Source organism: Citrobacter sp. wls827 (assembly GCF_005280875.1).
GTDB lineage: Bacteria > Pseudomonadota > Gammaproteobacteria > Enterobacterales > Enterobacteriaceae > Citrobacter > Citrobacter youngae.
In genome coordinates, this window is the sequence record NZ_SZWR01000001.1 from 465,762 (window position 1) to 489,999 (window position 24,238).

Consider the following 24,238-nt stretch of genomic DNA (forward strand, 5'->3'; position numbering starts at 1 on the left):
GCGAAGCAGGAACAACCGAGCGCACCCCAGAAGGCCCGATCATCTGATACCGCTATCCCTGATTTACGCGCAATATCATGCTGATGGCCATGTACACCACAGCTTCCGCAGCACTGATGCATCTGCACCATTGCCCCAACCTTCGCGGCAACCGGCGGCGCTGAGCGATAGTGCCCCGGCACCTTCACTACCGGCGACCAGTCAGGTACAACCGGGATGGCCGGCGGTGCCAGTGGGGTGAAATGTCCGGCGGCATAAACAACCTTGCCGTCGACAATCGTCATCACCGACTCAATGCCTTTGATCTCTTCTTCCGGCACGCTGAAATAGTCTTTTGACAGCACCACCAGATCTGCCAGTTGATCCTTTTCAATACGCCCTTTCTTACCCTGCTCGCTGGAGAACCAGGCACTGCCTGCTGTCCACAGTTCCAGCGCCACGTCGCGCGCCAGGCGGTTGTTATCATCATACATCGCCATACCGCCAACGGTGCGTCCTGATACCAGCCAGTACAACGCTGTCCACGGGTTGTAACTTGCCACGCGCGTTGCATCGGTACCCAGGCCAACCGGCACATCAGCCGCCAGCATTTTCGCCACCGGCGGCGTATGTTTAACCGCCTCTTTGCCATAGCGATCGATAAAATACTCGCCCTGGAATGCCATACGGTGCTGAACTGCAATGCCACCGCCCAGCGCTTTTACCCGCTCGATATTGCGTTCAGTAATCGTTTCGGCGTGATCGAAGAACCAGTGCAGGCCATTGAACGGAATGTCACGGTTCACCTTCTCAAACACGTCGAGCATGCGGCTGATGGATTCATCGTAGGTGGCATGCAGGCGGAACGGCCAACGATGTTCCACCAGGTGGCGCACCACACGCTCCAGTTCCTCTTCCATCCCTTCCGGTAAATCCGGGCGTGGCTGCAGGAAATCTTCGAAGTCAGCCGCCGAGAAGACCAACATTTCCCCTGCCCCGTTAGCACGATAGAAATCGGTTCCCTGCCCGGGTTTGAGCATATCCGTCCAGCGCTCAAAGTCTTCCACTTCCTGCTTCGGACGCTGGGTAAACAGGTTGTAGGCAATACGCACCGTCATCTGCTGGTTCGCGTGCAGTTGCTCGATGATCTCGTAATCTTCCGGGTAGTTCTGGAAGCCGCCGCCGGCATCGATGGCGCTGGTCAGCCCCAGTCGGTTCAGTTCACGCATAAACTGGCGGGTCGAGTTAACCTGCATCTCTAACGGCAGTTTTGGCCCTTTCGCCAGCGTCGAATAGAGGATCATGGCGTTCGGTTTGGCTATCAACATTCCGGTTGGATTGCCGTTGCTGTCACGCACAATCTCACCGCCCGCCGGATCCGGCGTCGCTTTGGTGTAGCCGACGGCTTTCAACGCAGCGCGGTTCAGCAAAGCCCGGTCGTAGAGATGCAGAACAAAAACCGGGGTATCCGGAGCAGCTTCATTCAGTTCTTCCAGGGTTGGCATGCGCCGTTCGGCAAACTGAAACTCGCTCCAGCCGCCGACCACCCGCACCCATTGCGGAGACGGCGTCCGATCGGCTTGCTCTTTGAGCATGCGCAGCGCATCTGCGAGCGATGGGACACCTTCCCAGCGCAGCTCCAGGTTGTAGTTCAACCCACCGCGAATGAGGTGCAGGTGCGAATCATTTAAACCCGGAATCACGGTGTGTCCCTGCAGATCGACAATCTGCGTACCGTCGGTCGCAAAGCTCATTACCCGATCGTGACTACCCGTCGCGAGGATCTTCCCGTTAGCGATCGCCACCGCCTCTACCTGCGGGCTTTGCTTTTCGAGAGTATGAATTTTTCCGTGAGTCAGAATCAGTGTGGCAGTTTGAGACATAACAATCTCCTGAGAAACCGGTCAGGCTTTTTTCAGCCATCCGGCAAACAGACGGGTTACGATGGGCATCCACAACCAGACCACCAGCGCAACCACACAGGCATCATTAATCAGATGCAGGAGTAACGAGCCTTTCATTGAAGGCAGCAGAATGCCGGTCAGCCACGGCACCAGGTTGGTACTGGGGAAAATCACCAGCAGCGTTATCAAAAACTGCTTCCAACGTTTGGGCTGACGTACATGGGGGGCTGGCGGCGTAAACCAGAAGGCCGCTTCGGTGCGCACTTCTGTTTTATCGCCTTCGGCCAGCAGCGGCGCAATTTCTTCAACCAGCTCCCGGCGCGTATCAGATTGAGTCCAGTTATACAGATGCTCAAGGGTGTCGAAGCGAATGATGATGTTCCACAGATTTTGTCCATCTGTGGGTCGAATGACATTCGCCCCAAGATGTCCGGGAAACTCGGCGGCCAGCGGCATGATTTTCCCCAACCACTGCTCATAACGCTGCGCCTGGTCAGGCCGCAGGGTGTGAGTAATTACCAACGTCACATGTTTGTTCTGCGCCATGAAAGGTTCCTTGCTAAAGGGAAATTGACCTGCTTAAGCCATGAAAGCAATACACAATTATTCGTGAAACATCGAGGCGGCAAGATTGTGTAGCCCCGGTCACTTACATAAGTCAGTGACCGGGGTACGCAAACTAAGCCAACAAAGAGGCAACATGAAAGATGGCGTGTATTCAGGCTTTACGTTCCGGCGCGCCATGCACCATGGTATACGCGTAATCCACACCCATACCGTAGGCGCCGCTGTGTTCACGCACCAAATCCATAACGGCGTCGTAGGTTTCTTTGCGGGACCAGTCGCGCTGGTACTCAAGAAGAACCTGTTGCCAGGTCACAGGTACAGCACCCGCCTGCACCATGCGATCGATGGAACGTTCATGGGCATCCACCGACGTGCCGCCTGAAGTGTCTGTTACCACATACACTTCGTAGCCCGCTTCCAGCGCCATCAGCGCCGGGAAGGTCAGGCACACTTCGGTCCACAACGCGGAAATAATCAGTTTTTTACGCCCGGTCGCTTCTACCGCCTTAACAAAGGCTGCATCTTCCCAGGAGTTCATCGAGGTGCGTTCAATCGGTTTCACATCAGGATGAACAGCTAACAATTCCGGCCAGATATATCCGCTAAAACTTTTCGTTTCTACTGAAGTATAAATTACTGGAACATTGAATATTTTCCCGGTTTTGGCTAATGCAACGGTATTATTTTTCAATGTCTGGCGATCAATATTCGCCACACCAAATGACATTTGCGGCTGATGGTCAATAAAAATTAGCGTAGAGTTTTGAGGGTCAATCAGTTCCCGAATAGACATAGCACACCTTCTTAATCAATAAGTTAAAAGGTAACGGTCTGTATCTGCCGTCAGCAGCAGGATCCTGAATCAGAAAGCTTGTTGAGTATAGCGGGAAATTTCTAACGAGTTATTAAAGAAAACTTACCGTCCTGTGAAACTATTCGTTCTGTGTTGCGATATATCCTAAACAACATCAAAAAAATGCGCATGACCCATCTAATTTATTCACTGGCATTGTTTTTCTCCATTCGGTAAAACAGAGAGGTTTAATTTTCAGGATATTTTCTGCTTATGCGCCTCAATCTGGATGTTCTGCTGATCCTCGACGCACTCGACAAACAGGGGTCATTTGCTGCGGCGGCCGAATCGCTGTTTAAAACCCCTGCGGCACTCAGCTATATGATTCAGAAGCTGGAAAGCGATCTGAACATCGAATTGCTTGACCGTTCCGGACACCGGGCAAAATTCACCGACACCGGACGGATGATGCTGGAAAAGGGGCGTCTACTGCTGAGTGCGGCAAAAGATCTCGAAAAGCAGGCAATACAGCTAAGTTCCGGCTGGGAAAAGGAGCTGGCAATAGCGCTCGATGATTCCTTTCCCTTTGCCGCGCTGCTACCTATTATTGATGAATTTCATGCACTTAATAAACAGACCCGTCTCAACTTCACCCACCACACGCTGGCGGGTTCATGGGAAGAGCTGACCCATAACGGGGCGGATATTATCCTCGGCGCAATTAATGAACCACCAACGTCAGCGGCCTGGTCCTACAAAATGCTCGGCACGCTGGACAATGTCTTTGTCGTCGCCCCAGGACACCCGCTGGCGAGCGCGCCTGATGACCTGACGAATGAGCAATTGTGTCTGCACCGGGCGATTGTTATCAGCGACAGCGCTCGCTTTTGCCACCCATTACAGACCAACCTGATGGATGAACAGGCGCAAATTCGCGTCGATGATTTCCACAGTAAGGTGATGCTGCTGCGGGCGGGAATGGGCTGCGGATTTCTCCCCCGCCACATTGCCAGCCCATGGATTGCCAGCGGTGAACTGGTGGAAAAGAAGGTTATCTCATTTCGTCAAAAAGACGTCGCCTATATGGCATGGCGCAATAGTAGCGAAGGACTGGCGCAGCGCTGGTGGCGAGACGCGCTGCTGGCCAGTGGGGAAATTGCGCGCTTGTATCAATGACTCATCCAGACTGAAGCCGATATTGCGGGCAGCGTCAGGATATCATCGACGAGTTGGCCTTTGCCCTCTTTGTGCTGCCATTGACTGACATTGAGCAACGGTGAGGCTGGCAGCACGACTTCACAAGCGTGGCCGCGGTTTATCGCCACCAACACGCGCTGGCGGTTTAGCACGCGTGCAAACACCACCACGTTATCCTCGGCGTAAATCACCTGGCACCCGCCGTGGCGTAGCGCCTGGATCTGGTGACGTAATTTGGCCAGACGCTGATACAACGCCAGCAGGTCAGCGTCCTGTTTTTCAGGTTGCCACGGGAACGGTTTGCGACAAAAAGGATCGTTATTTCCATCCAGCCCCACTTCGTCGCCGTAGTAAATACAGGGCACGCCAGGCCAGGTAAACAGCCACACCACCGCCAGCGGTAACCGTGCAACGTCTTTACCAAGCAGAGATTTAAAACGGGCGGTATCGTGGCTGTCGAGCTGATTAAACATCCGCAACTGCTGCTGATGCGACAACCCCGCGCGGTAGTTATCCATCCACGCCATACAGGTCTGAGCGTCAATAGATTGTGGGTCGTATGAAATATCGGTATTGGCGAGGAATCCCCAGAGGGGGAAAGTAAAACCGCGATAGTTCATGGCGGCATCTTCCGCATCGGCCTGCAACCACTGACGCGCATCGCCAAAATGTTCACCCACCACATACGCCTCTGGCTGGGTTTCTTTCGCCGCCTGCGTAATTCCGGCGACATGCTGCAAGTTATTACGTGCGCCACCGGCCTCTCCCAGCATATGCACGACATCCAGACGCCAGCCATCCATACTCCACGGTGCTTTTAGCCAGTGGCGAACAATGCTGTCTTCGCCACGATAAATTTCATTTACCAGGCTTTCAGAGGAAAAGTCCAGTTTGGGTAGGCTTGAGTACCCCAACCAGTCCAGCGCAACCCCATCAGCAGAGAAATGGTACCAGTCGCGCCAGGGGGAGTGTGGGTTATGGCACGCCCCGTCCGTCCCGCGATGATGTCGGTCAAACCAGGCATGCGAATCGCCGCTATGGTTAAAGACACCGTCCAGAATCAGCCGCATGCCCTGCTGTTGCGTATTGTGACGCAGGCGCAGCAGCGCCCTGTCGCCGCCAAACTGCGGATCAACATGGCGGTAATCTTCAGTATCATATTTATGTACGCTCGGCGCGATAAACACCGGATTCAGATACAGCGCCGTTACCCCTAACGTCTTCAGATACGGCAGTTTCTCGCTGATGCCGTCCAAATCTCCGCCATAAAACGTCGAACCACCGGCCTGAGCCGTAAGCGGTTCATCCCATTCGCGCCGCACGATGTCGTGTCCGGCCGAGTGGTGGTAATAGACGTTATCCTGAGTCGCTTCACGCAACTGGCTGCGGGCAAAGCGATCCGGGAAAATCTGATAAAAAATCTGATCGGCAACCCACTGCGGACCGTTATCCGGTACATCAACAGCAAACTGCTCCAGACGCGCAGGCGGAAAGCGGTTGAATCCCTGCGGGGTGAACCACAACTGGCGATCGCGCCAGAGTAATTTAAAGCTATAGCGTCGGCGGGGCTGCCCGCTGGTAAGATCGATCGCCGCTCGCCACGCGTTCACGCCCGGCTGCGGTTGGCTACGCAGTTTGTGCATGCTCAGAGAAATTTCTTCGTTATCGTTTTCCGCGCGTAGCGTCACCCGCTGAGGAGGATTTTCCCCCGCCAGCCATAACGTAATCGTCAGTTGATCTTTGTTTTGCTTCACAAATGGGGCAACCGGAAGGTGCCAGGCGTTCAACATCACGTATCCCCTTTGATGATAATGACGACACCTTGCCATAGCGAAGTACAGGATCACTCATCATCTTAACGTTTATTGGGGGAGGAGTGCGGGGGAGGAGAAAATTACCGGATAACGTCAGGCTACCCGGTAAACAATGAATACTTATTGGCCATCAGGCAAATTGAAAGTAGGCTTTTCCAAATTTAGATGGGAGAGCGCTTCAGGCATATCACTGAACATAACTTGCGCTACATTATTAAAGTTATAGGTATTTTTATCGGCATTGGCAAAATGCTGTTGCATTGAACCGAGCAATGACACCATTTCGTTGAAAGCATCCTTGGCTGTCTCCTTGTCTTGACCACTTTTCATTTCACTGTATGCCTGATTGATGGCATATTTGAATATATTAAAGAAAGCAACTACATCGTCACCACCATTAAACAGATCTCCATTACCTTCAGCCATTTTATTTATGGTTTGTTGAAAATATGTTTGAGTGTTATTGGCTTCGCGATGCGCCATCCTAAAAACCCCAAATGCTTCAAGACGTGTTGATTCATTACTTTGAGGCACATCGAGAGCAAGAATATTCCTAACACCTTTATTAATTAAGTCCCTATTTTCATAAGCTAAAGCTTTTCTCTGTTCCAGATTTAGCAAGGCATCCTTGCTGTGGTGAATACTAAAAAATTGCAGGATTTTATTCTTAAGTTGCAGGATTTTATCCTTAAGTGATTTTTTTTCTGGAACACTATTTTTCTTTACAACGTCGTTTTTTACCTTAGCGACATTCTCCGCTTGAATAGTTGCATTTTTCGCTACATGGCTCTTTGGATTACTCATTACCTTTGTTTCTGGCTGTAGAAGAACTTCACGTTTTAACTCCGACCTCCGCAAGTCTTCTGCTCCAGGGGGGGCAGGTCGTGGGGTATTCTGCACCGACGCCTGCTTATGCACATCTGTACGGAGCGGCACCTGCGGAGGGGTCTGCACCGACGCCTGCTTGTGCACATCTGTACGGGGCGGTACCTGCGGAGGGGTCTGCACCGACACCTGCTTGTGCACATCTGTACGGGGCGGCACCGGCGGAGGGGTCTGCACCGACGCCTGCGCGCGTACCGCTCCTGGTGAAGGTTTCGGCACACAAATCGCTATACTGGCCTTCTTTATAGCGGCCTGTGGTAATGACCGTGGTCCTTGTGATATTAAACCACTAATATTTGTGGGTGTTTGTCCACTATTTGCCACTCCAACTAATTTGTTAGTTTTAGAGTTAAAGACAGAAACATCACATATACTATTACCCCTAACTCCAGGGTTATTATGAGTTCTACTCTTTGTAGAGCAGTCTGCTGGAATATCATTTATACCCATAAAGATCCTCATTTAATCTCATTAATAATAAATAATAGTTATACTTTACAAGAAGGCATATAAAAACCATAAAGCAGCAGAAAAATAACATAAAAACCATCATCAAACTTTCAAAAAACGCTCATAATAGTTTGATGGCAAACAAAGAAAATGATTATTATCTTTCATTATTAAACACTAAATATTCACCATGTTTATACAAATAAAAAACGAAGTTGATTATTCAACTTCGTTTTTTAAATAAAGAGCAATTGCCAAATTCAACTACGAACCAATATTACCACCCAGTAAAAAAATTACTGCACTTCAGCCAGTTGGCGCTCGCGACGGCGTTTGAATACCCAGCCTGCAAGCAGCAGGAGAATCCACGCAAAACCGACGTACAGCGAAATGCGGGTATCCGGATGATAGCCAATCAGAGCGATGATAAAGACCAGGAAAATCAGGCCAACAACGGTCGTCGTTACCCCACCCGGTACTTTAAACTTCAGCGCTTTGACCTCTTCCGGCGGCAGACGACGACGGAAGGCGATCTGCGACAGCAGGATCATAATCCACACCCAAACCGTGGCGAACGTTGCCAGCGAAGCGATCACCAGGAAGACGTTTTCCGGCATGATGTAGTTAAGATACACCGCAAACAACAGCGCGATGGTCATCACCATCACTGTTACCCACGGCACGCCACGACGCGACGTTTTGGCGAACATTTTCGGGGCACTGCCCTGCTCTGCCATACCGTGCAGCATACGCCCCACACCGAAGACGTCAGAGTTGATGGCCGACAGCGACGCAGTCAGGACGACAAAGTTGAGGATCCCGGCTGCAAAGGTAATGCCCATATGCTGGAACGTCATAACGAACGGGCTACCGTCGGTACCGACCTGGTTCCACGGGTAGATAGACATAATGACGAACAACGTCCCCACATAAAACACCAGGATACGCATTGGTACGGAATTGATAGCGCGCGGAATAGATTTTTCCGGGTCTTTGGCTTCGCCTGCGGTAATCCCGATAATCTCAATCCCGCCGTAAGCGAACATCACCATTTGCAGCGACATCACCATGCCGAGCCAGCCGTTGCTGAAGAAACCACCGTTGCTCCACAGGTTATGGATACCAGTCGGTTGCCCGCCGTTGCCAATCCCCCAAATGATGATACCGAAACCGGCGACAATCATGATGATGATGGTGGCGACTTTGAAGAATGAGAACCAGAACTCCAGTTCGCCAAACACCTTCACGCTCATCAGGTTGATGGCGCAGATAATCAGCACTACGCTGAGTACCCAAATCCAGTGCGGTACGGCCGGGAACCAGACGCCCATGTAAATACCAAAGGCTGTCACGTCGGCAATGGCGACAATCAGGATTTCAAAACAGTAGGTCCAGCCGGTAATGTAACCAGCCAACGGTCCGAGGTTTTCCTGCGCATAGCGCGAGAAAGAGCTGGCAGCCGGGTTATGAACAGACATTTCGCCCAGCGCACGCATAATAATATACGCCGCCACGCCGCCGATAATATAGGCCAGCAACACGCTCGGCCCCGCCATTTTGATGGCATCGGCTGAACCATAGAACAGCCCGGTACCAATTGCTGAACCTAATGCCATAAAGCGAATGTGCCGGGTGCTCAGCCCACGCTTTAGCTTGTTATTACTTTCCATCGATTCCTAACCTGTTAACACAATAAAAAAACCACGGGGCCATATTAATAGCCCCGTGGTTAAAACTTATTGTCAGTGATATTAGTGTGCGCTGGAGGTCACTTGTCGACCCGCTGCGCGATCCCAGATAACGGCCAGGACCACCATCACGACTGTTGGCATCAACCACGCCAGCCCCTGCTCCGCCAGCGGTAAACGCTGGGTCCAGGCTGGTAAGACATCGCCAATTGCAGAAGCTTTAATGCCATCAAGGATACCAAAAATCAGGCTGATAAACATCGCAGGTGCAATGACGCGGGAAGAATTATGCCACCATGAGCGGGTAAAGCTTAATACAACCAGTGCGATACATGGCGGATAGATAGCCGTCAGCACCGGAATAGAGATCTGAATCAGATGGCTCAGGCCCAGGTTAGAGACCACCATCGAGAAGCCGCCGAGGATAAATACCAGCGTACGATAAGACAGTGGAACATACTGGGCAAAGAACTCTGCGCACGCACAGGTCAAGCCAACCGCGGTGACCAGACAGGCGATGAAAATCAGCGCCGCCAGCAGGAAGCTGCCTGCACCACCGAAGGTGTGCTGAACATACGCATGCAGAATTGCCGCACCGTTAGCAGATTGATCGACCAACGTCGCACTGTCTGAACCCAGACGGAACAACGCAAGGTACAGCAGCGTTAAACCCACGCCCGCCATCAGCCCAGCCCAGACGGTGTAACGGGTCAACAAACGCGCTTCGGTAACGCCACGCGAGCGGGCGGCGTTAACAATAACAATACCAAATACCATCGCGCCCAGCGTATCCATCGTCAGATAGCCGTTCACAAAGCCATTCGAGAATGCCGCGTTTTGATAGGCTTCCATCGCATTGCTGATCGGGCCCGCTGGCCAGACAATCGCCGCCACGGAAAGCACAACCAGTGCCAGAATTTTCAATGGAGCAAGGAAGTTGCCCACGGTATCCAGCAGTTTGCCGGGATACAGTGACACCAGAATCACAATCGCGAAGTACACCACGCTGTAGATGAACAGCGGCAGCGCAGAATCACCGGTCAGCGGTGCAATCCCAACTTCGAACGAAACCGTTGCGGTACGCGGCGTGGCGAATAATGGCCCCACGGCCAGATAGCAGACGGTAGCCAGCAGCAGACCGGCAACTTTACCGATAGGCGTGCTCAGGCTGTCCACACCGCCGCCCACTTTCGCCAATGCGACCACGGTAAGTACCGGAAGGCCTACGGCGGTAATCAGGAAGCCAAAGGCCGCGGTCCAGACGTGCTCGCCTGCCTGCAAACCAACCATTGGGGGGAAAATAATGTTACCTGCACCAACGAACAGTGCAAATGTCATAAATCCCAGTGCGATAATATCGCGCGATTTTAACTGATGGGTCATAAAGTCTTACTGCCTGTGGATGTGGTGTTGAAAACGTTTAATTTTCTGCCTTTCCCTGCGGGATGATACAGCGGCATTTTTAAGCAATTCCAGCGGGAAATTCTCCCGGCCTGGCGCGGCGAAGAATAGTTTTTCGATTTACCGCGTAAATGCAGTCGGTATGACAGCATTTGATGCGCAATTTAAACGCTTATAACGTTTTAAAGCAAGGTGGGATCTAAAAACCAGAACAATATAGTGATATGAAAAATTGAACCAGCACAAAACACCATTCCCTGGAAAAAGACATGGGTAATCATGCGAACAAAAAACAATCAACCGTCGTAAAATTCAGGAGCTATTTATTGACTACAACAAAAAAGCCAGCTCGCGCTGGCTTTTGGAAAGATAAACTTACGAATACGTTTTAACCGCTATTTTTGGCAATTAAACGTTCCGGGATCACGAAACTAAATCGCGTTCCCTGGCCTGGTTCGCTGTCGATATTCAAACGGCTGTCGTGATGATGCAGGGCATGCTTAACGATGGCCAGCCCGAGTCCGCTACCGCCCGTTTGCCGCGATCGCGCTTTATCTACGCGATAAAAACGCTCGGTCAGGCGTGGAATATGCTCGGCGGCAATACCTGGACCGTTGTCTTCCACACAAAATTCCGCCCCCGAGGCCACATGCTGCCAGCGTACGGTAATGTGCGTTCCCGCAGGGGTGTGGTTCACCGCGTTATAGACGAGATTCGAGATAGCGCTACGCAACTGCTCCCCGTTGCCCCGCACGTTCAGGCTGTTATCAACATCAAAAGTAAACGTATGTTTTTGCTGGCTCAGGGTTTGCGCTTCGTGCTCAACCACGCGCAGCATCATGGGCACATCGACCTTCTCATTCAGTTGCAGCGTCGGCGCAGCCTCAATTTTTGACAGCGTTAGCAGTTGCTTCACTAACCCTTCCATACGGTACGTTTGTTCACGCATGGTATGCAGCGCTTTTTCGCGCGTTGTCCCTTCCAACGGATGCTCCTGCATCATTTCCAGATAGCCTTGCAGCACCGTCAGCGGCGTGCGCAGCTCATGACTGGCGTTGGCGAAAAAGTTACGTCGGGAACCTTCCAGTTGATGCATCTGCGTAACGTCGCGCGCCACCATCAGCAGTTGCTTATCGGTATAGGGCATCACGCGAATTTCCAGATGCCGTCCAGTGTTGAGTACCAGATTAATTGGCCGACTAAAGTCGCGTGTTTTCAGATATTGTGTGAATTCCGGGTAGCGCAGCAGATTAAGGATATTTTGCCCGCTATCGTCCGGCCAGCGTAACCCTAAAACCTGCTGTGCCAGTCCGTTACACCAGAAAATCCCGCCTTCTTCGGTGGTTAGCACCACTGCGTCGGGCAGTGATTCGGCGCCGCTGCGAAAGCGTTTAATGAGGTTACCCAATTCGCGACGGCGCTTTTTGTTACGCAATTGCATTTGATGCAGGCCGTACAGCAGCGGCTCCCAACTGCCGCGCCCCGGCGGGGGCGTCATACTTCTGTCGACCCATAGCCACCAGGACAAACGTAATAGATTCCAGAAATGCCAGATAAGCAGGCCCGTTACCGACGCCAGTAAAAACCAGGGCAGGTAACCGAAAAAAGCGCTAAGGATAAATGCCGGTATGCAGCACAGGATCAGCTCCAGTACCAACCTTTTCCATGACAATCGTTCTAGCAAACGTCTTACTCCATTTACGGCCTAATCCATCAGGCCATGATTCTTGTCAGTCAGAAGCGGGTAGAAAAACGATATCCCGTCCCGCGAACCGTCTGCACCATACGATCGTGTCCGCTGTGCTCCAGCGCTTTACGTAAGCGGCGGATATGCACATCCACTGTCCGGTCTTCCACGTAGACATTGGTTCCCCAGACATGATTGAGGAGTTGTTCACGGCTGTAGACGCGCTCAGGGTGGGTCATAAAGAAGTGCAACAGTTTGAATTCGGTCGGCCCCATATCCAGCGGATCCTCGCCGGTCATCACGCGATGCGAGGTCGGATCAAGGCTTAGCCCCTGCATCTCAATAACCTCTTCCACCGCCATCGGTGATATACGTCGTAAAACGGCTTTAATACGCGCCACCAGCTCCTTCGGAGAGAACGGCTTAGTAATATAGTCATCCGCGCCGGTTTCCAGACCCCGCACACGGTCTTCTTCTTCACCGCGCGCCGTCAGCATCATCACGGGGATATCCCGCGTCATCGCTTCCCGTTTGAGGTGTTTAATAAACTGTAGACCCGAGCCGCCGGGAAGCATCCAGTCAAGCAGGACGAGATCCGGCCAGGGTTCATTAAGTTGGTTCACAGCACTGTCATAGTCTTCGGCTTCTACGGGTTGAAAACCGTTTTGCTCGAGCACGAAGCAGACCATTTCACGAATTGGAGCTTCATCTTCTACGACCAGAATACGTCTCGCCATGATTTGCCCTGTTTATAATTAAATCGTTTGCCATCAATACCGTGGCATTATGCGTCACTTTTATGACAGATTTATGAAAAGATAGTCCAGGTTTAACGCAGCCAGGCGAATTATGACAGCCCGGAAACAAGATATTACCGTCCTTGCAAGGTTATAATCTCCGCCATCGTTTTTTTGTCATGGAACTCTTATGCGCATCCTCCACACGTCTGACTGGCATCTGGGCCAAAATTTCTACAGCAAGAGCCGCGCCGCTGAACACCAGGCCTTTCTCGACTGGCTGCTGGAAACGGCACAATCCCATCAGGTGGATGCCATTATTGTGGCAGGTGATATTTTTGATACCGGTTCACCGCCAAGCTACGCCCGCGAGTTGTATAACCGTTTTGTTGTCAACCTACAGCAAACAGGCTGTCATCTGGTCGTGCTGGCAGGAAACCATGACTCCGTTGCCACACTCAATGAATCTCGCGATATTCTGGCGTTCCTCAACACCACGGTCGTTGCCAGCGCCGGCCATGCGCCGCAGGTACTGCCGCAACGCGACGGCACGCCGGGGGCTATCCTGTGTCCGGTTCCTTTCTTACGTCCGCGCGACATCATTACCAGCCAGGCTGGGTTGACCGGGCAAGAAAAACAGCAGCATTTATTAGGTGCAATCACCGACTATTACCAACAGCAATATCAGGACGCCTGCGCGCTGCGTGGCGACCAGAGTCTGCCAATTATTGCGACAGGGCATCTGACCACCGTCGGCGCCAGTAAAAGTGACGCCGTACGCGATATTTATATTGGGACGCTGGATGCTTTTCCGGCACAAAATTTCCCACCGGCGGATTACATCGCGCTGGGACATATTCACCGGGCACAGGTCATCGGCGGTACGGAACATATTCGCTATTGCGGCTCCCCGATTGCACTGAGTTTTGACGAGTGCGGCAAAAGCAAATGCGTCCACCTGGTGAACTTTGAAAACGGTAAGCTGAGCGCCGTTGAAAACCTCATCGTACCCGTAACCCAACAACTTGCCGTATTGAAAGGCGATTTAGCGACAATTAGCGCACAGCTGGAACAATGGCGTGGCACGCAACAGGAACCGCCGGTGTGGTTAGATATAGAAATCGCGACCGATGACTATCTGCATGATATGCAGCGCAAAATCCAGACTCTGACCGAAGACTTACCGGTAGAAGTCTTATTGGTGCGTCGTAGTCGTGAACAACGCGAGCGCATCATGGCCAATGAACGACGTGAAACGTTGAGTGAATTAAGCGTGACGGAGGTGTTTGACCGCCGTCTGGCACTGGAAGAACTCGACGATCCACAGCGTGAGCGCCTGAATCAGCTGTTTAGCACAACCTTACACACGCTCGCCGGGGAGACCGAAGCATGAAAATTCTCAGCCTGCGTCTGAAAAACCTCAACTCTCTGAAAGGGGAATGGAAAGTTGATTTCACGGCAGAGCCTTTTGCCAGCAACGGGCTGTTCGCCATCACCGGTCCAACCGGTGCCGGGAAGACCACCCTACTGGACGCCATTTGCCTCGCGCTGTACCACGAAACACCACGACTCAATACCGTATCGCAGTCGCAAAACGACCTGATGACTCGCGATACGGCGGAATGTCTGGCCGAAGTTGAATTCGAAGTCAGAGGCGAAGCCTATCGCGCATTCTGGAGCCAGAACCGGGCGCGCAATCAACCAGAAGGTAACCTGCAGGTTCCGCGTGTCGAACTGGCTCGTTGCGCCGATGGCAAAATTCTCGCCGATAAAGTTAAAGACAAGCTGGAAATGACCGCCGAGCTTACCGGGCTGGATTACGGCCGTTTTACCCGCTCGATGCTGCTGTCTCAGGGCCAGTTTGCCGCATTTCTCAATGCCAAACCGAAAGAGCGCGCCGAACTGCTGGAAGAGCTGACCGGCACAGAGATTTACGGCCAAATCTCCGCCATGGTGTTTGAAAAGCACAAAGCCGCGCGTACGGAGCTGGAAAAACTGCAGGCCCAGGCCAGCGGCGTGGCGCTGTTAGCACCAGAGCAGGTACAGTCTCTGACAGAAAGTTTGCAGGTACTTACTGACGAAGAAAAACAGCATCTTACCCGTCAGCAAATCCAGCAACAGCATCTTAATTGGCTCATCCGACAAAATGAGCTGCAGGCAGAAGTAAGCCGCCACCAGCAAGCATTACAGACCGCAAAAGAGGCGCAAGATAAAGCACAACCGCAGTTGGCGACACTCAGCCTGGCACATCCCGCCAGAGCATTGAGTCCGTACTGGGAGCGAATTCAGGAACAATCCGCCACGCTCCGCCGAACACGACAGAATATTCAGGAAGTGAATGCTCGCTTACAAAGCAGCTTAGCGCTGCGCGGGCGCATCCGTCAGCAGGCACAAAAACAGTCGGCGACCCTGCTCACCGAACAGCAGGCGCTAACCGACTGGCTGAACGAACATGACCGTTTCCGCTTATGGAGCAGCGAACTGGCAGGATGGAAAGCGCTATTGGCACAGCAATCTGACGCTAACGAGCAGCTACGTCAGTGGCAAAAACTACGCGACAGCGACGTGCGCAAGCTGGATGCACTGCCGCTTCCCTCGTTGGCCCTTAGCGCGCAAGAGGTCACGGTAGCGCTGGCGCAGCACTCACAGTTGCGTCCATTACGCCAGCAACTGAGCAATCTGCATGGACAAATTGCGCCGAAACAAAAACAACTGGTACAGCTACGCACCACAATTCAGCAGCGCCAGCAGGAGCAAGCACAACGCAACGCGGCCCTGGCAGAAAAACGTCAGCGCTATAAAGATAAAAATCAGCATCTGACCGATGTGAAAACGCTCTGCGAACAGGAAGCACGGATTAAAGATCTGGAAAGCCAGCGTGCTTTACTGCAATCCGGACAGCCTTGTCCGCTTTGTGGCTCCACGACGCATCCGGCCATTGAGCACTATCAGACCCTCGAACTCAGCGTCAATCAGGCGCGGCGTGAGGCATTAGAAAAAGAGGTCAAAACGCTGGCCGATGAGGGGTCAACGCTACGCGGGCAGCTCGACGCGATAACCCAACAGCTACAGCGCGATGAACGCGAGGTACAGACGCTTTCTCAGGAGGAGCAAGCACTTACTAAAGAGTGGCAGACGCTGACTACCAGTCTGAACATAACGTTGCAACCGCAGGATGATATCGCCCCCTGGCTTGCAGCCCAGGAAGAACACGAACAACAGCTTCACCAGTTGAGCCTGCGTCATGCCCTGCAGGCACAAATTACTGCACATTCTGAACAGATAACCCAGCTTCAACTGCATATTGAACAGCGGCAGACTACGCTTCTCGCTGAATTAGCCCGCTACGGTCTGTCGCTTCCTGCCGATGACGATATCACCGCCTGGCTTAACGCACGTGTGGGCGAAGCGCAGATGTGGCAGCGTCGCCAAAATGAACTGACCGAGCTCCAGGCGAAAATGGCACAGCTTGCGCCATTGCTGGAAACATTGCCCGAAACCGGCGCGAAGGAAGAAACGACAGAAAGCCTGGCGCTGGAAAACTGGCGGCAGGTGCACGATGACTGCCTCTCATTACAGGGCCAGTGGCAATCGTTGCAACAGCAGGAAGCCCAGGAGGCACAACGCGCAGCAGAGATTCAGGCACAGTTTGATAGCGCATTGCAGGCCAGTGTTTTTGACGATCGCGACACCTTCCTTGCCGCCCTGCTTGATGAAGAGGCGTTTAACCATCTTGAGCAGCTTAAGCAATCGCTGGAAGGCCAGCTACAACAGGCGCAAACGCTGCTTAACCAGGCTCAGCAGGCGCTGGCAACGCATCAGCAGCAACCGCCTGCCGGCGCGGATCTCACACTCACCGTGGACTATCTTCGCGATGCACTGGCGCAGCTCACGCAACAACTGCGGGATAACACCACGCGCCAGGGCGAAATTCGCCAGCAGCTCAGGCAGGATGCCGAAAACCGCCAGCAGCAGCAGACCCTGATGCAAGAGATTGAAAAGGCCTCACTGCTGGTCGAAGACTGGGGTTACCTGAATGCGCTGATCGGTTCGAAAGAAGGTGATAAATTCCGCAAATTTGCCCAGGGACTGACGCTGGATAACCTGGTCTGGTTGGCCAACAACCAGTTAACCCGCCTGCACGGTCGCTATCTGTTGCAACGCAAGGCCAGTGAGGCGCTGGAACTTGAAGTGGTGGATACCTGGCAAGCCGATGCCGTGCGTGATACCCGCACGCTCTCCGGCGGCGAGAGCTTCCTCGTGAGCCTGGCGCTGGCGCTGGCGTTGTCCGACCTGGTCAGTCACAAAACACGTATTGACTCCCTGTTCCTCGACGAAGGTTTCGGCACGCTGGACAGTGAAACGCTGGATACCGCCCTCGACGCGCTGGATGCCCTGAACGCCACTGGCAAGACCATTGGCGTGATAAGCCACGTTGAAGCGATGAAAGAACGTATTCCCGTGCAAATCAAGGTTAAAAAAATCAATGGATTAGGTTACAGCAAACTCGACAAGATGTTTGCAGTGGAGTAATCACCCTGTGGGTGTGGTTTCACAGGCCGGATAAGCGCTAACGCCATCCGGCACGCTATGTAGCACAATATTGCATACTCAGGGGCGGATATGGAATGGCATTCCACTTCGCTTATCCGCAAGCTATCCCTTTATTGACGGCGAGCATTCAGCGCTGTGGCGCACATCCTGCGTCTTTATTGTTGGCAGGTAGTATGAAAAAAGTCATTTTCTCTTTAGCCCTCGGGACGTTTGGGCTGGGCATGGCCGAGTTTGGCATTATGGGCGTCTTAACCGAACTGGCGCGTGACGTGGGCATATCCATCCCCGATGCTGGCCATATGATTTCGTTTTACGCCTTTGGCGTTGTCATCGGCGCACCCATTATTGCCGTGTTTTCCAATCGTTTTTCGCTTAAGCATATTCTGCTGTTTCTGGTCACACTCTGTGTCGTCGGTAACGCCATCTTCACCCTCTCTTCCAGCTATTTTATGCTGGCGGTAGGCCGGCTGGTCTCCGGGTTTCCACACGGGGCATTTTTTGGCGTCGGCGCGATTATCCTGTCAAAGCTGGCGCGCCCTGGTAAAGTTACCGCCGCGGTAGCGGGCATGATTTCCGGCATGACCGTCGCCAATCTGATTGGCATTCCTGTTGGCACCTGGCTGAGTCAGACATTTAGCTGGCGCTACACGTTTCTGCTGATTGCCGTGTTTAACATTGCCGTTATTCTGTCGGTTATGTTTTGGGTACCCAACCTCCGCGACGAAGCAAAAGGCAGGCTACGCGAGCAATTTCACTTTCTGAAAAGTCCCGCACCGTGGCTCATTTTCTCCGCCACCATGTTTGGGAACGCCGGTGTTTTTGCCTGGTTCAGCTACGTAAAACCCTACATGATGTACATCTCTGGTTTCTCCGAAACGCTGATGACTTTCATCATGATGCTGGTTGGGCTGGGGATGGTGTTGGGCAACCTGCTGAGCGGTCGACTGTCTGGTCGCTACACGCCGCTACGCATTGCGGTAGTAACTGATTTTGTGATTGTACTGGCCCTGCTGCTGCTGTTTGCATTCGGCGGCATCAAAACCGCCTCGCTGACGTTCGCCTTTATTTGCTGTGCGGGTCTATTCGCGCTATCAGCACCGCTACAAATTTTACTGCTACAAAACGCGAAGGGCGGTGAACTGCTGGGGGCGGCCGGTGGGCAAATGGCCTTTAATCTGGGTAGCGCAATTGGCGCTTACTTCGGCGGCTTAATGTTGACGTTGGGTTTTGCCTACAACTACGTCACGATCCCTGCGGCTCTACTGTCTTTTACCGCGATGTCATCACTGCTGATCTATGGTCGCCTGAAACGCGGCGTGCAACAACAGGTTGCACCCGCGACATAAACGTTTATGCCTGCGGCCACAGCCAGGCCGCGCCGCGCACGCCACTGGAGTCACCGTGTAACGCCTTGCGCAGAGGCGTTTCACACTCACCGCCAAAAACAAACTGCTTCATCAACGTCGGAACGTGTTGATACAGCCTGTCGACATTGCTCATTCCCCCGCCCAGCACAATGACATCCGGGTCGAGAATATTCACCACATGCGCTAATGATTTCGCCAAGCGTAATTCATATCGGCTCAGCGCCTGTTCCGCCAGCGCATCCTGTTCGTTTACCAGACGGATAATTTCACTGCCTTTTAGCGGGTTCCCGCTCAGGCGATGATAATCAGTGGCAAAACCGGTCCCTGAGATAAAGGTTTCAATGCAGCCTTGTTTACCGCAATAACAGGGTACTTCCTGCCGATAACGCAGCTCATCATCATCCATCCACGGCAGCGGATTATGCCCCCACTCGCCCGCCGTGCCATTCCCACCGGTATGCACCCGGCCGTTCAGCGCCACGCCGGAACCACAACCGGTACCAATTATCACCGCAAACACGGTCTGCGCCCCCGCCGCTGCGCCATCGACCGCTTCAGACACAGCCAGGCAGTTAGCATCGTTTGCCAGGCGGACTTCGCGGTTCAGACGCGCACTTAAGTCTTTGTCAAAAGGCTGCCCGTTAAGCCAGGTCGAGTTGGCATTCTTCACCACTCCGGTGTAGGGCGAAATTGAACCGGGAATGCCCATCCCTACGGTTCCCGTCTGCCCGGTGGCTTTTTCCGCCATCTCCACCAGCGCGGCGATGGTTTCTATGGTTTGTCGATAATCATCACGCGGCGTCGGCAGGCGATGGCGAAAAAGCTGTTCGCCTGCATCGCCAAGCGCGATAACTTCCGTTTTTGTACCGCCCAAATCGATACCTATACGCACTGTTTGCTCCTCTTCCCGATTAACAATGCAAGCATAGCGACAATTCGCTATCATGCCCGCTGGATTTAACGACAAGGCCGTGGAAATTATCATGCTGTGGTTCAAAAATTTAATGGTTTACCGTCTTAGCCGCGATGTTTCTTTGCGTGCCGAAGAGATGGAAAAACAGCTGGCATCAATGACGTTCACCCCTTGCGGTAGCCAGGATATGGCAAAAATGGGCTGGGTTCCGCCGATGGGATCGCACAGCGATGCATTAACGCATACCGCCAATGGCCAAATTATTATCTGCGCCCGCAAAGAAGAAAAAATTCTGCCGTCGCCGGTTATCAAACAGGCGCTGGAAGCAAAAATAATCAAACTGGAAGCTGAGCAGGGTCGCAAGCTCAAAAAGACCGAAAAAGACTCGCTGAAAGATGAAGTGTTGCACTCATTGCTGCCGCGCGCCTTTAGCCGCTTCAGCCAGACAATGATGTGGATCGACACCGTCAACGATCTGATCATTGTCGACTGTGCAAGCGCGAAGAAAGCGGAAGATACGCTGGCACTGCTGCGTAAAAGCCTCGGTTCACTGCCGGTTGTCCCGTTGACGATGGAAAATCCTATTGAGCTAACGCTGACCGAATGGGTTCGCTCCGGCACAACGGCACAGGGATTCCAGTTACTGGACGAAGCCGAACTGAAAGCGATGCTGGAAGACGGCGGCGTGATCCGCGCGAAGAAACAGGATCTGGTTTGCGATGAAATTGCCGTACACATCGAAGCAGGCAAACTGGTCACCAAACTGGCCCTCGACTGGCAGCAGCGCATTCAGTTCGTTATGTGTGACGACGGCTCCATTAAACGTCTGAAGTTTAGCGACGAGCTGCGCGATCAGAACGAAGATATCGACCGCGAAGATTATGCTCAACGTTTTGATGCCGATTTTATCCTGATGACAGGTGAACTGGCGGCGCTGATTAAAAGCCTGGTGGAAGGACTAGGCGGCGAAGCGCAGCGCTAAGCCGTGTTTACCGAATGGCGGCTCAGTGTCGCCATTCGCTATTTTTACGCTTACAGATAGCGGCAAAGATAGGATGTTGGCTCTGCCACCTGCAGATGAAACTCACTGTTGCCCGGTACGTTAAACACGTCCCCTGCGGCATACACTTTCCACTCTGTTTCCCCCGGCAGCAGCACGTTCAGTGCGCCGCTGACGACCGTCATCTCTTCAGGCGCCGCAGTACCAAAGGTATATTCACCTTCAGCCATAACGCCAACGCTGGCGCGGCCAGTACTGCTGCTGGTAAAACCGATCGATTTTACTTTGCCGGAAAAGTATTCATTACTTTGAAGCATACAACTGGCCCTATCTCGTGATTAAGTTGATAACCAATATAGGGGCCTGGCGTTGTACCTGTCACGCAAAATTAAGCGAGCAACTCGGATGCCAGTCGGGCAATCAGTACGTTAGACAGAAGAACCGGGACATCCAGCGACTTTTGCAGTAAATCACGATGGCGTTGGTTAAAACCCAAACAATCCAGCATGATCACATCCGCACCCTGCTCAAGCAGATCTTTTCCGGCATCAATCAGCTGTTGTTCAGAACCGTGAATCGGGTTTGCCACGGCATAGACGGGGGACGTCTGTAGCACCTGCCATTTTTGTTCCTGGGCCTGGAGCAACTCGGCGACCGGCACAATCACCCCAACCTGGTGCCCTTCCACAATTGAGGCCACCAGGGGAGGAATAATTCGTAAAGGCTCCAGCAGGATACTATTGCGGGCCGTCAGGCGGGTAATTAAGGCCGTGCTCATCAGCAAAATAACGTCAAAACCCTGGTTATCCAGCACTTCAACAATACTTTGCAAATCGCGCTCGACTTTCTGGCGCGAGACATGAGCCAGTTGATGGTCGCTCAGTAGCGTCAATAACGACTCGTCGCCGGGCGAGACCGCATACTCGGCCATCACATCTTCTCGCCGCATCTGTCCCAGCAGGCTGTGGTGAGTAATGTGTTGTTCATCGATATATTCCGTCAGGAGCGGTAACACCTCACACATCGGCACAACACCAATCGTGAGGATAGCCAACGACGTACTCATTTGTTGCTCCACCATCTTCTTACTTTGCCGTGAATTCCCGGACAAATGCCGGGTACTGACCTGCGCTACAAATGCTCAAAAGCGTAGCAGCAGATCGGCGATGCATAGTGTAAAGATTCCTAATCATTCCAGTACTAGATTGTTATCGCTTAATTTTCACTTTCCGCGGTATAGCAGGAGGTTCGAAAATTGTGATACAGGCACGCTCCGGCAGAGGACAGATAATATGTCTGCACGCCCGGGATGGAGTGGAAAGGTCGGTCTATATCGGGAAGCCCTTAACAATAAGCTCCGCCCTGTAGCCGTGACCGGGCTTGCGACAGTATCACAAGAATATCAGCCACAACCTGCGAAGGTTCATTCGTCGCATCAACAATATAATGCGCCGCTTCACGATACAGCGCATCGCGCTGCTCAAGCACTTCCTGCACTTCTTCGGTTAATGGCTTGCCAGTTAACGTCGGGCGCAATCCTTCCTCAGGCGCCTCTTCCAGGCGGTTTACCAGTACCGATACTGGTGCGTTTAAATAGATGACCATGCCGTGACTACGCATGTAGTGACGATTATATTCAGTAAGAATAATACCGCCGCCGGTCGCTACGACTGTTGAGGGGGCCGTAACGGCCTGCAGGGCGGTCGTTTCCTGGGCGCGAAAACCTTCCCATCCTTCTCTTTCAACAATTTCAGCCACCGTCATCTGCAGATGTGATTGCAACCAGCGATCGGTATCAACGAACTGAAAGTCGATGGCTTTCGCCAGCGCCATACCGGTTGTCGTCTTACCACACCCCCGGGGGCCAACAAGATAAAGCGGTTGTGTCATCACAGAAGTTCCCCAGAGAACCGCAGGTAAGCGGGATCTGATGCTGTTAAAGTTATAATCATACCATCAAACTAGTACGTCGCCAAAGTGTAAAGAATATATTCCAATAAGGCGATAAAATTGATTAAACCCTACTATAACAAGAATTCACAACGAAGAAAGTGTAAAAAATAAATTACAATTATTATTTTCTACGTTGAACTTCCAGCCACCACTTGTCCAGTTCAGCCGCAAAATGTTGCCTGTCACGCGGCGAAAGGCTGTCAGGTCCCCCGGTCTGGATCCCGCTGGCACGCAGCGTATCCATAAAATCACGCATCGTCAGACGTTCACGGATCGTTGCCTCGGTATAGCGCTCACCGCGCGGGTTGAGCGCCGCAGCGCCTTTTTCAATGACTTCAGAGGCCAGCGGGATATCCGCCGTGACAACCAGGTCTCCAGCGCTGCACTGGCGCACAATTTCGTTATCGGCGACATCAAACCCGGCCGGAACACGTAAGGTGCGGATAAAACGCGAAGGCGGAACGCGCAAACTCTGATTGGCGACCAAAATGAGCGGCATCTGCATCCGCTCGGAGGCCCGATATAAAATGTCTTTAATCACATTCGGACACGCATCCGCATCCACCCAAATCGTCATAACACCTCCAGACACATGTGCAATTGCACATTGTCTCGTGCTTTTACTTTCAGGCAAAGCGCTGTTTCTTCTTCTGAACGCCTTCATTCCGCGCTAAGCTTAGCTTTCCCAGATTTACCCTAAATAATTCAAGTTACTTGAAGGATTATGGGTATAAACAATGAATATCACGCATAGGGAGTGACAAGATGGACAAGAAAATTGGTTTTATCGGCTGCGGAAATATGGGTAAAGCGATTCTTGGCGGCCTGATCGCCAGCGGCCAGGTACTCCCCGGACAAATCTGGGTCTATACCCCCTCTCCCGATAAAGTCGCAGCACTGCACGATCAGTACGGCATAAATGCGGCGCAATCTGCGCAAGAAGTCGCGCAGATTGCAGATATTGTCTTTGGTGCCGTGAAGCCAGGCATCATGATTAAGGTGCTGAGTGAAATCACCTCCAGCCTGAACAAAGATTCCCTGGTGGTATCCATTGCGGCGGGCGTCACCCTCGATCAACTCGCCCGCGCACTGGGTCATGACCGTAAAATTATCCGCGCAATGCCTAACACGCCGTCATTGGTCAATGCAGGAATGACGTCCGTCACCCCAAATGCGCTGGTAACTCCGGAAGATACTGCTGACGTGTTGAATATTTTCCGCTGCTTTGGCGAAGCCGAAGTCATCGCAGAATCGATGATTCACCCGGTCGTTGGCGTCAGTGGTTCAGCCCCGGCCTATGTGTTTATGTTTATCGAAGCCATGGCGGATGCCGCCGTTCAGGGCGGCAT

General features: G+C 52.6%; 20 protein-coding genes. 6 read left to right on the forward strand and 14 right to left on the reverse strand.

The window, feature by feature from the left end; all coding sequences use genetic code 11:
* The 3 genes from FDX03_RS02205 to FDX03_RS02215 all read right to left on the reverse strand — a co-directional run.
* Window positions 1-1,862, reverse strand: a 1,862-nt coding sequence (locus tag FDX03_RS02205; RefSeq protein ID WP_137345456.1) for an amidohydrolase, incomplete at its 3' end; no start/stop codon positions are given.
* Window positions 1,863-1,883: 21 nt separating this feature from the next.
* A complete protein-coding gene (locus FDX03_RS02210; protein WP_005125120.1) occupies window positions 1,884-2,429 on the reverse strand; it encodes an antibiotic biosynthesis monooxygenase in 546 nt (181 codons plus the stop codon).
* 172 nt (window positions 2,430-2,601) lie between these two features.
* The gene (locus FDX03_RS02215) at window positions 2,602-3,243 is read right to left on the reverse strand and encodes a hydrolase (RefSeq protein ID WP_048212446.1); all 642 of its coding nucleotides are present in this window, start codon (window positions 3,241-3,243) and stop codon (window positions 2,602-2,604) included.
* 273 nt (window positions 3,244-3,516) lie between these two features.
* On the opposite strand from FDX03_RS02215, the gene FDX03_RS02220 reads away from it, so the two are divergent.
* Window positions 3,517-4,419, forward strand: a complete 903-nt coding sequence (locus FDX03_RS02220) for a LysR family transcriptional regulator (protein ID WP_061067412.1) — start codon at window positions 3,517-3,519, stop codon at window positions 4,417-4,419.
* On the opposite strand, the gene malZ is transcribed toward FDX03_RS02220, so the two are convergent.
* The 6 genes from malZ to phoB all read right to left on the reverse strand — a co-directional run bounded on the left by malZ (window position 4,413) and on the right by phoB (window position 13,102).
* Window positions 4,413-6,230 (reverse strand): maltodextrin glucosidase, encoded by a 1,818-nt coding sequence (malZ, locus tag FDX03_RS02225; RefSeq protein ID WP_137345414.1) that lies wholly within the window; start codon window positions 6,228-6,230, stop codon window positions 4,413-4,415. The genes FDX03_RS02220 and malZ overlap by 7 nt on opposite strands.
* A 144-nt stretch (window positions 6,231-6,374) precedes the next feature.
* On the reverse strand, window positions 6,375-7,589 hold the full coding sequence (locus tag FDX03_RS02230) for a hypothetical protein (RefSeq protein ID WP_137345415.1): 1,215 nt from the start codon (window positions 7,587-7,589) through the stop codon (window positions 6,375-6,377).
* A 296-nt stretch (window positions 7,590-7,885) separates the two neighbouring features.
* Complete coding sequence (gene proY / locus FDX03_RS02235; RefSeq protein ID WP_048212450.1) at window positions 7,886-9,259, reverse strand: proline-specific permease ProY; 1,374 nt, start codon at window positions 9,257-9,259, stop codon at window positions 7,886-7,888.
* A gap of 81 nt (window positions 9,260-9,340) precedes the next feature.
* Window positions 9,341-10,660: a branched-chain amino acid transporter carrier protein BrnQ gene (gene brnQ / locus FDX03_RS02240; RefSeq protein ID WP_040232748.1), complete on the reverse strand. Its 1,320-nt coding sequence runs from the start codon at window positions 10,658-10,660 to the stop codon at window positions 9,341-9,343.
* A 406-nt stretch (window positions 10,661-11,066) separates the two neighbouring features.
* The gene (gene phoR / locus FDX03_RS02245) at window positions 11,067-12,362 is read right to left on the reverse strand and encodes a phosphate regulon sensor histidine kinase PhoR (RefSeq protein WP_137345416.1); all 1,296 of its coding nucleotides are present in this window, start codon (window positions 12,360-12,362) and stop codon (window positions 11,067-11,069) included.
* A gap of 50 nt (window positions 12,363-12,412) precedes the next feature.
* Window positions 12,413-13,102 carry a phosphate response regulator transcription factor PhoB gene (gene phoB / locus FDX03_RS02250; RefSeq protein WP_003021496.1) on the reverse strand — a complete coding sequence of 230 codons (690 nt, stop codon included), beginning with the start codon at window positions 13,100-13,102 and terminating at the stop codon, window positions 12,413-12,415.
* Window positions 13,103-13,292: 190 nt separating this feature from the next.
* Here phoB and sbcD point away from each other — a divergent pair, with 190 nt between their 5' ends.
* From sbcD to araJ, 3 genes are all read left to right on the forward strand, one after another.
* Window positions 13,293-14,495, forward strand: a complete 1,203-nt coding sequence (gene sbcD / locus FDX03_RS02255) for an exonuclease subunit SbcD (RefSeq protein ID WP_137345417.1) — start codon at window positions 13,293-13,295, stop codon at window positions 14,493-14,495.
* Window positions 14,492-17,635 carry an exonuclease subunit SbcC gene (gene sbcC, locus FDX03_RS02260; protein WP_137345418.1) on the forward strand — a complete coding sequence of 1,048 codons (3,144 nt, stop codon included), beginning with the start codon at window positions 14,492-14,494 and terminating at the stop codon, window positions 17,633-17,635. Before sbcD ends, sbcC begins: the two co-directional genes overlap by 4 nt.
* A gap of 194 nt (window positions 17,636-17,829) precedes the next feature.
* Window positions 17,830-19,002, forward strand: coding sequence for an MFS transporter AraJ (gene araJ / locus FDX03_RS02265; protein ID WP_115644356.1), 1,173 nt, complete (start codon window positions 17,830-17,832; stop codon window positions 19,000-19,002).
* A gap of 4 nt (window positions 19,003-19,006) precedes the next feature.
* On the opposite strand, the gene mak is transcribed toward araJ, so the two are convergent.
* The gene (gene mak, locus FDX03_RS02270; protein ID WP_137345419.1) at window positions 19,007-19,915 is read right to left on the reverse strand and encodes a fructokinase; all 909 of its coding nucleotides are present in this window, start codon (window positions 19,913-19,915) and stop codon (window positions 19,007-19,009) included.
* Between the two features lie 91 nt (window positions 19,916-20,006).
* On the opposite strand from mak, the gene rdgC reads away from it, so the two are divergent.
* Window positions 20,007-20,918 (forward strand): recombination-associated protein RdgC, encoded by a 912-nt coding sequence (gene rdgC / locus FDX03_RS02275; protein ID WP_048212456.1) that lies wholly within the window; start codon window positions 20,007-20,009, stop codon window positions 20,916-20,918.
* Between the two features lie 50 nt (window positions 20,919-20,968).
* Here the strand turns inward: rdgC and ppnP are convergent, their stop codons facing one another.
* From ppnP to FDX03_RS02295, 4 genes are all read right to left on the reverse strand, one after another.
* Complete coding sequence (gene ppnP, locus FDX03_RS02280; protein WP_003021477.1) at window positions 20,969-21,253, reverse strand: pyrimidine/purine nucleoside phosphorylase; 285 nt, start codon at window positions 21,251-21,253, stop codon at window positions 20,969-20,971.
* 71 nt (window positions 21,254-21,324) lie between these two features.
* Window positions 21,325-22,002 carry an AroM family protein gene (locus tag FDX03_RS02285; RefSeq protein ID WP_061067404.1) on the reverse strand — a complete coding sequence of 226 codons (678 nt, stop codon included), beginning with the start codon at window positions 22,000-22,002 and terminating at the stop codon, window positions 21,325-21,327.
* Window positions 22,003-22,280: 278 nt separating this feature from the next.
* Entirely contained in the window at window positions 22,281-22,826 is a 546-nt protein-coding gene (gene aroL / locus FDX03_RS02290; protein ID WP_048212458.1) for a shikimate kinase AroL, read from the reverse strand.
* Between the two features lie 184 nt (window positions 22,827-23,010).
* The gene (locus FDX03_RS02295; RefSeq protein WP_101741820.1) at window positions 23,011-23,466 is read right to left on the reverse strand and encodes a YaiI/YqxD family protein; all 456 of its coding nucleotides are present in this window, start codon (window positions 23,464-23,466) and stop codon (window positions 23,011-23,013) included.
* A gap of 188 nt (window positions 23,467-23,654) precedes the next feature.
* Between FDX03_RS02295 and proC the strand changes: the two genes are divergently transcribed.
* On the forward strand, window positions 23,655-24,238 hold a 584-nt coding region (gene proC / locus FDX03_RS02300), incomplete at its 3' end, for a pyrroline-5-carboxylate reductase (RefSeq protein WP_249356970.1).

Bases quoted from the DNA above. Each gene is read 5' to 3' on its own strand.
- brnQ (WP_040232748.1), bottom strand. From the start codon at position 10,660: ATGACCCATCAGTTAAAATCGCGCGATATTATCGCACTGGGATTTATG.
- aroL (WP_048212458.1), bottom strand. From the start codon at position 22,826: ATGACACAACCGCTTTATCTTGTTGGCCCCCGGGGGTGTGGTAAGACG.
- araJ (WP_115644356.1), top strand. From the start codon at position 17,830: ATGAAAAAAGTCATTTTCTCTTTAGCCCTCGGGACGTTTGGGCTGGGC.
- phoB (WP_003021496.1), bottom strand. From the start codon at position 13,102: ATGGCGAGACGTATTCTGGTCGTAGAAGATGAAGCTCCAATTCGTGAA.
- ppnP (WP_003021477.1), bottom strand. From the start codon at position 21,253: ATGCTTCAAAGTAATGAATACTTTTCCGGCAAAGTAAAATCGATCGGT.
- sbcC (WP_137345418.1), top strand. From the start codon at position 14,492: ATGAAAATTCTCAGCCTGCGTCTGAAAAACCTCAACTCTCTGAAAGGG.
- rdgC (WP_048212456.1), top strand. From the start codon at position 20,007: ATGCTGTGGTTCAAAAATTTAATGGTTTACCGTCTTAGCCGCGATGTT.
- FDX03_RS02220 (WP_061067412.1), top strand. From the start codon at position 3,517: ATGCGCCTCAATCTGGATGTTCTGCTGATCCTCGACGCACTCGACAAA.
- sbcD (WP_137345417.1), top strand. From the start codon at position 13,293: ATGCGCATCCTCCACACGTCTGACTGGCATCTGGGCCAAAATTTCTAC.
- FDX03_RS02230 (WP_137345415.1), bottom strand. From the start codon at position 7,589: ATGGGTATAAATGATATTCCAGCAGACTGCTCTACAAAGAGTAGAACT.
- malZ (WP_137345414.1), bottom strand. From the start codon at position 6,230: ATGTTGAACGCCTGGCACCTTCCGGTTGCCCCATTTGTGAAGCAAAAC.
- FDX03_RS02285 (WP_061067404.1), bottom strand. From the start codon at position 22,002: ATGAGTACGTCGTTGGCTATCCTCACGATTGGTGTTGTGCCGATGTGT.
- proY (WP_048212450.1), bottom strand. From the start codon at position 9,259: ATGGAAAGTAATAACAAGCTAAAGCGTGGGCTGAGCACCCGGCACATT.
- FDX03_RS02210 (WP_005125120.1), bottom strand. From the start codon at position 2,429: ATGGCGCAGAACAAACATGTGACGTTGGTAATTACTCACACCCTGCGG.
- FDX03_RS02295 (WP_101741820.1), bottom strand. From the start codon at position 23,466: ATGACGATTTGGGTGGATGCGGATGCGTGTCCGAATGTGATTAAAGAC.
- FDX03_RS02215 (WP_048212446.1), bottom strand. From the start codon at position 3,243: ATGTCTATTCGGGAACTGATTGACCCTCAAAACTCTACGCTAATTTTT.